The following is a 12,997-nucleotide window of genomic DNA, read 5'->3' on the forward strand; positions in this document are numbered from 1 at the left end:
GTGCATCGCTTGAACGATCCGAGTGACCCGTAACATAATAATGTGAAATAGCACTATCAAGGGGCGTTACCGACTCGTATCCTGCGGGCAATGGTGTCCGACTACTCAACCTTCACCCCCCTTTGCCAAATCATTAACATGTGACATATTACGCGCGACCACCCATGCGGCCGGAGATCCGGCCCATGACGGAAGGAACCCCCCGCGTGCGTAAGCTCACCGCCATGCTCGCAATCGGGCTGGCCGGAGCGGTCCTGGGCGCCTCGGCGCTGCCCGGGCTTGCCTCCGCCGATCCGACACCGACGCCCACCCCCTCCACGAAGGTCACCGTCACCCCGCCGGGCGAGGGACGTCACCAGGAGGACGTCCTCAACCCGATCGCCTTACAGGAACGCGCCTTACGCGACAAGGCCATGGAGCAGGTGCTCTCGAGCCCCAAGGCGAGCGCGCGAGCCTCCGGCGGGGTGAAGGTCGGCGACCAGTACGTCGAGCTCGCCCTCGAACGCAAGGACAAGATCTTCACCGTCCTCGCCGAGTTCGGCGACAAGATCGACAACCAGACGCTGCACAACGGCCAGATCCGTTACGGCGGTGTGCCCGGCCCGCTGCACAACCAGATCCCGAAACCACAGCGAGGCTACGACAACCACACCCTCTGGCAGCGGGACTTCAATCGGGCCTACTACCAGGACATCTACTTCAACGACGCCGAGGGCGCCAACTCTCTGCGCAACTTCTACCGGCTGCAGTCCTCGGGCCGCTATGACGTCGACGGCTACGTCTCCGACTGGGTGAAAGTCCCCTACAACGAGTCCCGGTACGGCACGCCGCGCTGTGACAGCGGCCTGGACTGCGACACGCCCCTGTTCGACTTCGTCAAGGACTCCGCCAACGCCTGGTACGACACCGAACGCGCCAAGGGCCGCAGCGTCGAGGACATCACGGCGGAGCTCAAGAGCTTCGACCAGTGGGACCGATACGACCACGACTTCGACGGGAACTTCGACGAGCCCGACGGCTACCTCGACCGTTTCCAGGTGATCCACGCCGGCGTCGACCAGACGTGGGGTGGGGGCGCGCAGGGCGCCGACGCGCTCTGGGCGGTCAGCCACGACGCCTACTGGAACCAGCGTGGGCACACGGGCCCCGCGGGCAACCTGCGCGGCGGCACCCAGATCGGCGACACCGGCATCTGGGTCGGCAAGTTCCTGACCGCGGGCGAGAACAGCGGCGTCGGCCTGATCGCCCACGAGTACGGCCACGACCTCGGCCTGCCCGACCTGTACGACGGCGGCGGCAGCAACAGCGTCGAGTTCTGGTCGCTCATGTCGAGCGGCTCCTACCTGGGCAAGAAGAACGGGCAGACCGGGGAGTTCCCCGGGGACCTGGACGCGTGGAGCAAGCTGCGGCTCGGCTGGCTCAGCCACGACAGGGCCAGGGCCGCCACCGCCTCCACCCACACCCTCGGGGTGAGCTCCTACAACACCGCCGATCCGCAGGCCGTCATCGTCGACCTGCCCCCGCACACGATCACCACCGAGCTGGTCGACCCCGCCCAGGGGTCCTTCCAGTGGTGGAGCGGCAAGGGCGACTACCTCGACGAGACGCTCACCCGCGAGCTCGACCTCACCGGGCTGACGACGCCCAGGCTCGACGCCAAGGTCTGGTACCAGATCGAGCAGGACTTCGACTACCTCTACGCCGAGGTCTCCGAGGACGGCCAAGTATGGCAACCGATCGGCGGCACCGTCGGCGGTGAGCCGATTCCCTCCGTCGACGGCGTCCCCGGGATCACCGGCCGCAGCGGCTGGACCGACCTCAGCCTTCCCCTGGACGCCTACGCGGGCAAGAAGATCCAGTTCCGGTTCCGCTACTTCACCGACACCAACACCGTCGAGAACGGTTTCCTCATCGACTCCATCAGCGGCGTCGTCCAGGACGACGTCGAGAGCGGCGACAACGACTGGACCGCCGTGGGCTTCAGCCGTACCGGAAAGACCGGGAAGAAGGACCACCCGCGCGCCTACATCGCCGAGAACCGGCGCTACGCCGGCTACGGCGCCTACCTCAAGACCGGTCCGTACAGCGCCGGCTTCTCCAACGACCCCGCGCGGCGGGAGATCTACGAGCGCTACCCGTACCAGGACGGCCTGCTCATCTGGCTGTGGGACACCGCCTACACCGACAACGCCACCCGTAACCACGTGGGCGAGGGCATGATCCTGCCGATCGACGCCCGTGCCGTACCGCTGCTCTGGAAGGACTACACCAGGGTCAACAGCCGGATCCAGGTGTTCGACTCGACCTTCGGACTGACCCCGACCGACCGGGTGGCGCTGCACAAGGACGGCGCGAAGACGATCTTCCCGTCGCTGCCTGGGGTTTCCTCCTTCAATGACCGCACCGGCGTCTACTGGTACAGCACCAACCCCCAGCAGGGCGTCATCCCGCCCGACACCAACACCAGGATCGACGTGGTGAAGGAAGCGAACAGGGGCCTGCGAACCACCATCAAGGTGGGTCCGGCCTCCTGAGAAACGCGGGTCCGCCGCGCGGAAGGGCACCCGCGCGGCGGATCCGGGCATCGACATCGGCCAGGACGACTTCAGTCACCTGGAGAGCGCCGAACACCGCCACCAACCGGACGATCAGATCGCGGATCTCAGAGCCGTTCTCACCCGTCGAGCGCCGCCGCCATGTGGTCGAGGTCGGCCAGGAGCTCGGCCAGGCGTCGCTCAGGGACGGCGTCGGTCACGCGCTGGTCGATGGCGTAGACGACGGAGCGTGCCGCCGCCAGGCGACGGTGACCCTCCTCGGTGAGGCGGGCCGGCAGGGCGCGACCGCGGTCGGTGGTGGCCGGCCGGGTGATGAGGCCGGCGTCCTGCAGTCCGCGAAGGACGACGTTCATGGACTGCCGCGTGACGAAGGTGCCGCGGGCCAGCTCGGCGTTGGACAGGCCGGGGCGCTGGTCGAGGAGTTCGAGGCAGGCATACTGCGGCACCGTCAGGCCGTGCTCCCGCAGCGCTCTGTCCATCGCGCCGCGCAGCGCCGCGGCGGCGCGCTTGAGGCGGTATCCCAGGCGCTCGGTCACGTCGTCGGCCGGTGGGGCCTGGCTGGAGGGAGTCCCATCATGCATGTCAGGAGTTTGACATGTAAGACCGGTGCCGTCTACTTTCGAGGCATGTCAAAGTCCTGACATAAAATCGATCGAGGAGTACTCATGACCGTCACCGTCAGCGGGCCGGACTTCGTCGCTCTGCAGGTGCGCGACGTCGAAGCGGCCGCCGTCTTCTACGAGAAGCAGCTCGGGCTGCGCAGAGCGCCTGCCTCGCCGCCCGGGGCCGTGGTCTTCGCCACCGAGCCGGTTCCTTTCGCCGTCCGCGAGCCGCTGCCGGGAGTGGATCTCGACACCGTCGAGCGGCCCGGCCTCGGGGTCGCCCTGTGGTTCCGCACCACTGACGCGCAGGCCCTGCACGACCAGCTCCTCGCCGCAGGGACCACCATCGTCAAGGCGCCCGAGGATGGTCCGTTCGGCAGGATGTTCACCTTCGTCGGCCCTGAGGGCTACACCATCACCGCCCACGAGGGCTGACCACCGGCCGCTCCGTCCGGTGGTGGGGGCAGGCTCCTCTGAACGGGACCCGCCCCCACGGCGTCAGGACAGCAGGCTGTCGCCGATCCATCCGCTCGGCGAGCAGCCCGGCGGAATGGCGAACACGGCCGAGCCGATCGGAGTGATCCATTCGTTGAGCAGGTCGGCCTCGGCGAGGTTGCGCTGGACGGGCACGAACTGATGGTCGATGTCCGCCTGGTAGGAGGCGAACAGCAAGCCGGAGTCGGATCTCCCGTCGGGAGCGAGTCCGTCGTCGTAGTTGTAGGGGCGGCGCAGGATCCGCATCCCCGGGTCGCTGACGTGGGCGCGCCTGATATGGGCGTACTCGGAGATGACGGGGAAGCCGAGCGCGTTGACCTTCTCGAAGTCAGGCTCGTCGCGCTCGGCCCTCCCTGTCAGCGGCGCCCCATCCGCCAGGCGGCGGCCGATGGTGAACTCCCTGGCCACCCGGTCGGCGGCGTCCCAGGTCTCGAGCTCCATCCTGATCCTGCGCAACACCAGCGTGGTGCCGCCACGCAGAGGCCCGTCGCGGATCCACACCGCCCGGTCCAGGTCGGCCGGGTTCACTGTGCCGTCCACCTGGCCCATCAGGTTGCGGTTGACCGTCCCCGAGGACTGCCGGAAACCCCGCTGGGTCCAGCGGACCCGGGTGAAAGAGCGCGCGTCCTTGACGATCATGCGGAGGGCGTGGGACACGGTGAGGTTGTCGTCGGCGCAGATCTGCACCAGCAGGTCACCGCCGCTCCACCGCTTCTGGAGCCGGTCGGTGGTGAAGGCGGGCAGCGCCTGCACGGGCGAGTCCAGCCCCGCCGCCCTGAACAGGCCGGGCCCGAACCCGAAGGTGACGGTCAGCCGAGCGGGCGTGAGCGCCAGCTCCGGCTCGGTGTCGGCCAGCGCGGGACGCCCCTGGGCGAGACGGCGGGCGTCGTCGGTGAGCAGCCGCAACAGCCGGACGATCGCCTCCTCGCGGGTCTTCGGAAGCAGGTCGAATCCCACGAAGACGGCGTGCGTCTGCGGCGTCGTGGCGATCCCGGCCTGGTGGAGCCCGTCGAACGGTTCGATGCGCGTGGTGAGGGTGGCCGCTCCACCAGGCGCCTGCTCGGAGGGCACGCCGCCGGTGAGGGCGCCGACCGCGGTGGCGGCTCCCCCCGCGAGCAGGCCCCGGCGGCTGATCCGGGGTGCGGCCATCAGCCGTTGCCCTCGCCCATCTTCGTGCCGGGCCGGTAGTCCTCCTTGCCGCCGGCGAAGTCCTTGCCGACCGCGGTGAACTCCAGGGTGCCGCCGTCCTTGAGGGTGAGGGTGAAGGCGATCTCCGCGCCGGGCTTCACCTCCTGGGCGACGTCCATCAGCATGATGTGATCGCCGCCCGGCTGGAGCTCGTGGGTGCCGCGAGGGGGGATCACGAAGCCGCCCTCCTTGGGGCGCATGACCATCTTCCCGCCGGACTCGACGACCTCGTGCAGCTCGATCTTCGGCGACAGCGGGGAGGAGCCGGAGACCACGGTCACCTCGGCGTCGGAGTTGTTGACCAGGGTGCCGAACGCGGCGCTCATGCCCTTCTTCGCGGTCTTCACCCAGGGATCGGTGATCGACACCGCGCCGGTCGCGGCGCTCGCGGCAGGCGCGGCCGCGCTGGCCGGAGCGGCCGCCGGCGCCGCGGGCGGCTGCTGGCCACCGCAACCGCCGAGCGTCAACGCGGCCAGGAGGACGGCGGAAGGAACGATACGGCGAGGGAACACAGGAATGCCTTTCTTCGCCCGTACGGCATGCCGAGGGCAGCCGCGACGGCACGGAGGTTGTCACGGGAGTTCGACCACCGGGCGGCGTCAGGCCGGCCCGATGCAGGCCCGCGCGCGAGCCAGGAAAAGAGAACGGCGCCGTCCGAGACCAGAAGGTCAGGCGGCGGTGACAACCTGAGGCGGGCCGCGCCTGCTGACCGCGTGGCGCAGGACGACCGGGCGCAGCTGACGCGGCTCGTCGGCGAAGACGACGGCGGCGGAGGCCGAAGAAGGCGTGAGGTACAGGACGAGGACCCGGCACACGCCGGCCGCCAGGCGCCGGAGCAGCCCCCACAACGCGGCCTCGCCGCGCGCCAGCCAGAGAGCGGTCAGCCCGACCGCCCAGCCGTGGACGACGAGCATGCCGATCCCCGGCACCAGCCCCTGGTGCAGGGGCAGGTGCCCTGCGGGCGCGGACGCGATCGGGGAACTCAGGGAGAACAGCAGATGCAGGACGGCCTGCAGAGCCCCGAGGAGCGGAAGAATCAGGCCGAGGGCGCGTTCGCGTCCCGACAGCGGCCATGCCGCCGCGAATGCCACCCCCAGCCCACCCGCCGCAGCGGGCACGGACAGCGCGCCCCCACCGAGCAGGTGAGCGAGCACGCCCAGCCCGAGACACGCCACGGCGAAGCTCGAGGCGCGAGTCAGGCGGAAGGGCAGGCCGGCGGACATGATGGGGATCATCATTCCAGATCGCTGCGGCGGTCGCCGGACGAGGTCCGCTGGGATCGGCTCTGGTGGGGATCTGGTAGCGTCCGCTGTGCACGTGACCGACTGAGGAGGTGAGACCCATTACCGCTGTATCAGGCTGGGTGCTCCCCTCCCCCATGGTTGTGCGGTCCATCTGACACAGGTGGCCCCCGGGAGTGCCCGCAGGCATCCCGAAAGGCAACACACCTGTGCGCATCACCTCGCAGACGACCTCCGACGGCGTCTCGGAACATCTCTTCACCCTCGACGACATCCCCGGCGTGATCTGGTCGCCCTCCGAGGGCACCGCCGGCCGTCCTCTGGTGCTACTGGGCCATGGCGGCGGCCAGCACAAGAAGGCAGAGGGCCTCGTGGCCCGCGCCCACCGCTATGTGAAGGACTGCGGCTTCGCCGTGGCGGCCATCGACGCGCCAGGGCACGGCGACCGGCCGAAGGTCGAGCGGCACGAGCGGCTCGTGGCGGACATCAGGCAACGAGTGACACAGGGCGAGGCCCTCGGCTCACACATCGCCCGCTACAACGTCGCGCTGGCCGAGCAGGCGGTTCCCGAGTGGCAGGCCACCCTGGACGCGCTCCGGGAGCTCGACCACGTCGGCGGGCCCGTGGGGTACTGGGGCGCCTCGATGGGTGGCGCGATCGGCGTGCCGCTCGTCGCCGCCGAACCGAGGATCACCGCCGCCGTCCTCGGCCTCACCGGCCACGAGAGCCTGACCGAGGCGGCGAGGCGGATCACCGTCCCTGTCGAGTTCCTGCTCCAGTGGGACGACGAGATGGTCCCGCGCGACGCCGGCCTCGCGCTGTTCGACGCCTTCGCCTCCCGCGAGAAGACGCTGCACGCCAACCCCGGCCGCCACGCGGGCGTACCCGCCTTCGAGCTGGACAGCTCAGCGCGCTTCTTCGCCCGCCACCTCCTGGAGGACGGCGGTCCCGCGGAGGTTGAGGAGTCGAGCGCCCGTCTCGACAGGTCCTGACGCCAGGGGTGTGGGGAATCGAACGATTCTCGACACCCCGTCCGGCCCCGCCCCTGTCGCGCGTGGTCGTGCAGGGCGGCGGCACAGCCGCCCTGCACTTCACCGCAAACCGGACATACCGCCCGGGCTCTCAGCCAATGCCTTGACTAGAAGTGAGCGTTCCCGCAGGTCAACGCCGTAACCGCGGCACCGTCGATTCACCCCTCAGACACCTGAACGGCGCACAAGAGTCACTCCATGCACTCAGGCTAAACTGGACAAACGACGGCACATGGGACGAATCAGTCAGCCAGCTTCCGAGCGACGCGACAGCCAGTCCAGCGCCCCGGGTATCACCGGACAGGTGAGGGCCATGAGCGATCCATCGGGAACACCGGAGCGCCCGCACGCCACGAAGAGCCCTGGATACCGACGCGCCGCGACTTCATCGTGCGAGCAGCGGGTCTGGGCGCGTTCGCAGGACTGGCCTTCGACCTCCCGCTCGCTCCCTACGCGGCACGTGCGTCCGTGGCCGGGAGCACCGGCGCGTTCCCGCAGCCCCCCGTAGCCCTGCGACACCGTCTGGGAGGGCTGGCCGGGATACGACACGAGCTGGTGGTGGATCCAGCCGCAGGTCAGCGAGATCAACTACCAGGCACAGTTCGACCGGATGCCCAACGTCCATTGGCGTCCCGTCCGAGTCATCGGCTTCAGTCCCGTCTCCGCGAAATATCGGATGTACGCCTCAGTCTGGGTGAAGGCCGACGGACGCTTCTGGGCTACGCGCCACGGCATCGACTCCAGGACGATGGACAACGAGGCCCAGCAGAAGAAACGCGAGGGGTACCGACTGGTATCCCTCGGAGGATTCTCGGCCGGTCACGGGAAGGACGCCGTACCGGCGTTCTGCCCGATCTGGGAGAAGCGCGAGGCGGGTCCCGTCATAACGAGCCTGGTGGCCGAACACCCAGGCCGACCGGCGCCAGGGGGAGGCGGTCTACTACGGCCAGGCCGGCGAGAATCCGTACGACGCGCAGGTGGCGCAGATGGACGCGCACGGGGGGCTGGCTGGCCACGGCCGTCGATCTGCTGCGTTTCGCCGTGCGCGTGGACGGCCTTCCCACCAGGCCCGACATCCTGGATCCCGGTTCGATCACCTACATGACCAAGCCGTCCGGGCTCTTCGGTTCGAACGGCTGTGCCGGCGGGTGGTTCACGAACACCGCAGGAACCTGGTGGCACCTCGGCAATCTGGTGGGAAGCGAAGCCGTCCTGGTACGCACCGCGGACGGCTTCTGCTGGGCGGCACTGATCAACACCAGGCGGCGGGATCCCGTCCATCAGAACACCGAGACAGGCCTCGACAACCTGATGTGGGCCATCCGCAACCAGGTGGACATCTGGGCCCCGGGACAGGACCTGTGACCCGCCGGCAGGTGGGTCGGTGCGTCGCCCGTGCAGACGCCGGCGTACCGGTCCTGGGCCTCACTCCTCGGCGTAGAGCAGCACGGGGGCGAGGTCGGGGCGCTTGGCGCTGCGGCCGTCCCCTGAGGACCTGCCGCGGATGCGGCGGTAGATCCACGGGCCGGCGAAGCCGGCGACCCAGCGGACCTCGGTCCCCGCGGTGCGCAGGCGGCCGCGCGGAGCGACCGGTACGAGCGGGGCCGACCAGGTGTCGTCGCTGCCCGGGAGCCCGAGGGCGTGCGCGAAGGCCGCGGCGATCCGGGCGTGTCCCAGCGGGCTGGCGTGCAGGCGGTCGGCGCTCCACATCCTGACGTCGGTGGCGAAGGCGTGCGGGAAGGTGTCGACCACCGTGACGTCATGGCGGGCGGCGGCCTCGCGGACGCGTTCGTTCAGCGCGAGCACGCGAGGCAGCAGCGGCCGGGCCAGGGGCGCGATCTTGCCGATGTCGGGGAAGGTCACCGTCAGGACGTGCGCGCCCGAGGCGGTGAGCGCGGCGAACATCTCCTCCAGGCTCGCGGCCACCGCGTCGGCGTCGAAGCCGGGCCTGATCAGGTCGTTCATCCCTGCTATCACCGTGGCCAGGTCGGGCCGCAACGCCAGCGCAGCGGGCAGCTGCTCGGCGAGGACCTGCGAGGCGAGGCGTCCCCTGACGCTCAGGTTGGCGTAGTGGAGGTCGGGGAAGGCCACGGCGAGATGTTCGGCGAGCCGGTCGGCCAGGCCGCGGTAGCCGCGGATCTCGTCGCCGTCGCCGAGTCCCTCGGTCTGGCTGTCGCCGAGCGCGACGTAACGCGTGAACGTCCTGGGCTGGGGCTCCGCGCTGTGGGTCATCGCTCCTCCTCGGGGTGGTTCGCCGTGCGGGAGCGGAGCAGGGCGGCGGTGGTCAGGCACCAGTCCCGCATCTCCCGCTCCAGCCGGCATCCTCCCAGGTAGGTCAGGTACGGGCCGATCCGTGGCGACGAGCGGAGGAACTCCTCCTCGTCCAGGCCACCGCGCAGCCTCCGCATGCCCTGCTCGAACAGGGCCAGCTTGGCGGTTGCCTCGACGGCCCGCTCGTCGAGCTGGGCCAGTACGGGGGCGGGGTCGAGATGGTCGACGGCCTGGACCTTCACCGCCAGGTCGTCGCGCATGGACAGCGGCTTGGACGTTGCCGCGGCGAAGGCGGCCAGCTCCTCCAGCCCCGCCTCGGTGACCGTGAAGACCCGCTTGTTCGGCCTGTCGAGCTGGATGACCTGTTGCCCGGAGATCATCCCGGCCTTCTCCAGCTTCGCCAGCTCGGTGTAGAGCTGCTGCGGCGAGGCGTACCAGAAGTTGGAGACGCCCACGTCGAAGATCTTCGCGAGCTGGTAGCCGGTGAACTCGCCGTCCAGCATCGCCGCCAGTACCGCATGTCGTAATGCCATGAAGCAGAACTATCTACTCAATTCCATGACTAGTCAACAAATGCCCCCTGTCGTTGACGCATAGGTAGGGCCTACTCACGACAAGTCACCGATGCGCGGCCATGGTGGGGTCCACAGTTTCCGGCTCCGTTCCAATGGGGGGTACGCAGCATGCGATGGGTTCGACTGTTAGTTGCGTCAATGCTGGCGCTGGCCGGGGCGACACTCTCGGGTGTCGCGCCGGCCCAGGCGGAGACCGTGGAGGTCACCGTCCACCTCTACCGGGTGGTGGAGTTGTCGTGTGATGAGGGCGCCGGCGAGGCGTGCGGCAACGACTACTACCCGAAGTCCGAGATCGATCATCAAGGTCTGGTCGACGGCAGGGACACGTACTGCTGCGCCCATGGCGGCGACTTCAGGACCAACTGGGTATTCAAGGCGACCGTCGACACCGGCCACAATCCCGTCCGGATCCAGATGCAGCTGTGGGATCAGGACGACCTCACGCAGGACGACCCGATCAGGTGGACGAAGGGCGGCAGCGCCTCCCTGGATCTCGATTTCAACCTGAACACCTGCGTGTTCACCGGCGGCGGGCTGACCACTCAGCAGGGCGCCAACCATCCGACGCTCGCGGGCGAGAGTGAAGGGACAGGGGAGGACTCGGCCCGCGGCTTCTTCACCATCACCACTCCTGGCTGCATGGAGCCCTCCCGCGACGCCGACAGCGACGGCGACGGCCTGATGAACAGCTGGGAGACCCAGGGGCGGGGCCTGGACGTCAACAACGACGACCCTGTCGACCTGGCTCTGGGCGAGGCGCCTTTCAACGCCGTGCCGTACCGCAAGGACCTGTTCGTCGAAGCCGACTACATGGAGGGGCACAAGCCGCAGGGCGGCGCGCTCGACGACGTGGTGCAGGCCTTCGCCAACGCGCCGGTCGATCCCCACCCCGACCCCGCGGATCCGACGAAGACCAAATTCCGTGGGATCGCGCTGCACGCCATGGAGGGCGAGCAGCTGCCGGAGGTCGAGAAAATCAAGTTCTCGACCTCGATCGACGGCGACCAGAACGACTTCAACGACTTCAAGAACGGCAACCCGGTCGTCAAGGAGCCCGGCAGGTGCTCGGGCCGCTTCGGCACCCCGGCCGACCGGTCCAGCCAGAACTGCGTCCACATCCTGGAGGCCCGCAAGCAGGCCTTCCGCTACATGATCTTCGCGCACACCTACGAGGAGAGCCCGAAGTCGTCCGGCAGGGCGGAGATCGATGTGGACACCCTCGTGGGCGGCAACGACTTCATCGTCACCGTCGGCTCGTGGGCCTCCTTCACCAACGTGGGAGGACGCAAGAGCGCGGAGGCCGCCACGTTCATGCACGAACTGGGGCACACGCTGGGCCTGGGGCACGGCGGCGACGACTCCGTCAACTGCAAGCCCAACTACCTCAGCGTGATGAACTACACCCTCCAGTTCGACACGCAGTACACCGCGAGGCCGCTCGACTACGCCAACGTGGCCAAGGGCACCGTCCTGCGCACCGAGCTCGACGAGGCGCACCTCGACGAGAACGACGGTGTGCACGGCACGCCCGACCCCGCCCGCACCCTCGTGTACGGCGTCGGCGGCAAGATCAGAACCGCCTCCGCGACCGACAAGCCCACCGACTGGAACGGCGTCAACGGCGACAAGGAGGATGACGTCTCCGCCGACATCAACCTCATCGAGGCCATCAAACCAGGCTGCGACGCCGGGACAGGGGACAGACTGCGCGGTCACAACGACTGGTCGCGCCTGCAGTACAACCCCCGCCTGCACACCGCCTTCTTCGGCGACGGTCCCCGGCTCAACCTGCCGGAGGAGCTGACGGAGGACAACATCAAAGCCATGTTCCAGAAGGCCGACCTGAAGGTCACCAAGACGGCCGACCAGGCCGAGGCGGTCGGCGGGGACACGATCGGCTACACGGTGGCGGTGACCAACCTCGGTCCCGGCACGGCCACCAGGCTCTCGCTCACCGACACGCTGCCCGACGGCACCAAGCAGCAGCGTTCGCTGCCCGACCTGGGCGACGACGACGTCAACACGATCACGCCGAAGTTCACCTACGAGGTGCCCTGCGACACGACCGACGGCACCGTGCTCACCAACAGCGTGACGGTGACGGGAACCGACACCGACGGCGTGCCCGACCCCACGCTCAGCGACAACACCGCCCAGGCCAGGACCACGGTGAGGGCCCCGGTGCTGACCGTGAGCCAGAAGGCCACGGCCACCGTCAACGCGGGCGAGGCCATCACCTACACCGTCACCTACGCCAACACCGGCGCAGGCGCCGCCTCGAAGGTCGCCGTCACCGCCACGCTTCCCGCGGGCGTCTACTACAGCACAGCCCTCGACCTGGGCGCCGGGCCGAAACCGGGCTCGGTGACGCTCAACGCGGACGGCACCAGGACGCTGGTCTGGAACCAGGAGGCGCTTCCCGCGCAGTCGGGTGAGAAGACCATCTCCTTCACGGCCAGGCCGACCCTGCTGGCGCTCGCCGGCACCAGCTACGCCGGCCAGGTCTCGGTGAGCTACCAGAACAGCACCGGCGCCTGCACCTTCGAGCCCGTCACGAGCTCGGCCACGACCACGGTGACGGTCGTGCCGCCCACGCGCGACCCGAAGTCCAAGGGGTTCTGGAAGAACCACGAGGACCTGTGGACGGGCGAGTTCCTGGCTCGGATCCAGGCCACCGACCAGCGCTACGACACCGACAGGAACGGGGCGATCTCCGCCTCCGAGGTCACCACGGCCTTCAGGGGGAACAACGCTCCCAAGTCCGTGCTCCTGGAGCATCTCCTGGGCACCTACTTCAACCTGGGCACGCGGCGGATCAACGCGGGCACGGGCATCACCTCGCCCGTGGCAAGCACCGTGCGGGACGCCGTCCTGTACGCGCACGGCACCCTGCTGCTGCCGGTCGACTCCGGCACAGCGGCGCGCTACAGCCAGACCATCGGCGTGCTGGACGACATCAACGCGAACACGATCGAAGTGTACTGACCGGGCTGGGCGCCTCCCGCGGTCCCGTGGGAGGCGCCCTCCAGGCAGCCATGA

General features: G+C 68.9%; 12 protein-coding genes. 6 read left to right on the forward strand and 6 right to left on the reverse strand.

The window, feature by feature from the left end; translation table 11 throughout:
- The first annotated feature begins 206 nt into the window (after positions 1-206).
- Positions 207-2,534 (forward strand): immune inhibitor A domain-containing protein, encoded by a 2,328-nt coding sequence (locus ABFX55_RS19240; RefSeq protein ID WP_346122867.1) that lies wholly within the window; start codon positions 207-209, stop codon positions 2,532-2,534.
- 140 nt (positions 2,535-2,674) lie between these two features.
- Here ABFX55_RS19240 and ABFX55_RS19245 read toward each other — a convergent pair whose 3' ends face one another.
- Positions 2,675-3,136, reverse strand: a complete 462-nt coding sequence (locus tag ABFX55_RS19245) for a MarR family winged helix-turn-helix transcriptional regulator (RefSeq protein ID WP_346122869.1) — start codon at positions 3,134-3,136, stop codon at positions 2,675-2,677.
- A gap of 84 nt (positions 3,137-3,220) precedes the next feature.
- Between ABFX55_RS19245 and ABFX55_RS19250 the strand changes: the two genes are divergently transcribed.
- A complete protein-coding gene (locus tag ABFX55_RS19250) occupies positions 3,221-3,592 on the forward strand; it encodes a VOC family protein (protein ID WP_346122871.1) in 372 nt (123 codons plus the stop codon).
- 63 nt (positions 3,593-3,655) lie between these two features.
- Here ABFX55_RS19250 and ABFX55_RS19255 read toward each other — a convergent pair whose 3' ends face one another.
- The 3 genes from ABFX55_RS19255 to ABFX55_RS19265 form a co-directional block, all read right to left on the reverse strand.
- Positions 3,656-4,801: a Dyp-type peroxidase gene (locus ABFX55_RS19255; protein ID WP_346122873.1), complete on the reverse strand. Its 1,146-nt coding sequence runs from the start codon at positions 4,799-4,801 to the stop codon at positions 3,656-3,658.
- A complete protein-coding gene (locus tag ABFX55_RS19260) occupies positions 4,801-5,352 on the reverse strand; it encodes a copper chaperone PCu(A)C (RefSeq protein ID WP_346122875.1) in 552 nt (183 codons plus the stop codon). The genes ABFX55_RS19255 and ABFX55_RS19260 overlap by 1 nt, the downstream gene beginning before the upstream one ends.
- Before the next feature lie 156 nt (positions 5,353-5,508).
- Complete coding sequence (locus ABFX55_RS19265; protein WP_346122877.1) at positions 5,509-6,063, reverse strand: MFS transporter; 555 nt, start codon at positions 6,061-6,063, stop codon at positions 5,509-5,511.
- Between the two features lie 227 nt (positions 6,064-6,290).
- Between ABFX55_RS19265 and ABFX55_RS19270 the strand changes: the two genes are divergently transcribed.
- The 3 genes from ABFX55_RS19270 to ABFX55_RS19275 all read left to right on the forward strand — a co-directional run bounded on the left by ABFX55_RS19270 (position 6,291) and on the right by ABFX55_RS19275 (position 8,477).
- Positions 6,291-7,073: a dienelactone hydrolase family protein gene (locus tag ABFX55_RS19270; protein ID WP_346122878.1), complete on the forward strand. Its 783-nt coding sequence runs from the start codon at positions 6,291-6,293 to the stop codon at positions 7,071-7,073.
- A 715-nt stretch (positions 7,074-7,788) separates the two neighbouring features.
- A complete protein-coding gene (locus ABFX55_RS49850; protein ID WP_379478983.1) occupies positions 7,789-8,217 on the forward strand; it encodes a hypothetical protein in 429 nt (142 codons plus the stop codon).
- Entirely contained in the window at positions 8,160-8,477 is a 318-nt protein-coding gene (locus ABFX55_RS19275) for a hypothetical protein (protein ID WP_346122880.1), read from the forward strand. The genes ABFX55_RS49850 and ABFX55_RS19275 overlap by 58 nt, the downstream gene beginning before the upstream one ends.
- Before the next feature lie 60 nt (positions 8,478-8,537).
- Here ABFX55_RS19275 and ABFX55_RS19280 read toward each other — a convergent pair whose 3' ends face one another.
- A complete protein-coding gene (locus ABFX55_RS19280; protein ID WP_346122881.1) occupies positions 8,538-9,344 on the reverse strand; it encodes an SGNH/GDSL hydrolase family protein in 807 nt (268 codons plus the stop codon).
- Positions 9,341-9,916: a PadR family transcriptional regulator gene (locus tag ABFX55_RS19285; RefSeq protein ID WP_346122883.1), complete on the reverse strand. Its 576-nt coding sequence runs from the start codon at positions 9,914-9,916 to the stop codon at positions 9,341-9,343. Before ABFX55_RS19285 ends, ABFX55_RS19280 begins: the two co-directional genes overlap by 4 nt.
- Positions 9,917-10,096: 180 nt before the next feature.
- Between ABFX55_RS19285 and ABFX55_RS19290 the strand changes: the two genes are divergently transcribed.
- The gene (locus tag ABFX55_RS19290; protein ID WP_346122885.1) at positions 10,097-12,943 is read left to right on the forward strand and encodes a DUF11 domain-containing protein; all 2,847 of its coding nucleotides are present in this window, start codon (positions 10,097-10,099) and stop codon (positions 12,941-12,943) included.
- Positions 12,944-12,997: the final 54 nt, after the last annotated feature.

Origin of the sequence: Nonomuraea roseola, assembly GCF_039535395.1 — a bacterium.
Classification (GTDB): domain Bacteria; phylum Actinomycetota; class Actinomycetes; order Streptosporangiales; family Streptosporangiaceae; genus Nonomuraea; species Nonomuraea roseola.

Excerpts from the sequence above, each read along its gene's own strand:
- ABFX55_RS49850 (WP_379478983.1), top strand. The coding sequence starts at position 7,789 with ATGTACGCCTCAGTCTGGGTGAAGGCCGACGGACGCTTCTGGGCTACG.
- ABFX55_RS19285 (WP_346122883.1), bottom strand. The coding sequence starts at position 9,916 with ATGGCATTACGACATGCGGTACTGGCGGCGATGCTGGACGGCGAGTTC.
- ABFX55_RS19245 (WP_346122869.1), bottom strand. The coding sequence starts at position 3,136 with ATGCATGATGGGACTCCCTCCAGCCAGGCCCCACCGGCCGACGACGTG.
- ABFX55_RS19290 (WP_346122885.1), top strand. The coding sequence starts at position 10,097 with ATGCTGGCGCTGGCCGGGGCGACACTCTCGGGTGTCGCGCCGGCCCAG.
- ABFX55_RS19280 (WP_346122881.1), bottom strand. The coding sequence starts at position 9,344 with ATGACCCACAGCGCGGAGCCCCAGCCCAGGACGTTCACGCGTTACGTC.
- ABFX55_RS19265 (WP_346122877.1), bottom strand. The coding sequence starts at position 6,063 with ATGTCCGCCGGCCTGCCCTTCCGCCTGACTCGCGCCTCGAGCTTCGCC.
- ABFX55_RS19255 (WP_346122873.1), bottom strand. The coding sequence starts at position 4,801 with ATGGCCGCACCCCGGATCAGCCGCCGGGGCCTGCTCGCGGGGGGAGCC.
- ABFX55_RS19250 (WP_346122871.1), top strand. The coding sequence starts at position 3,221 with ATGACCGTCACCGTCAGCGGGCCGGACTTCGTCGCTCTGCAGGTGCGC.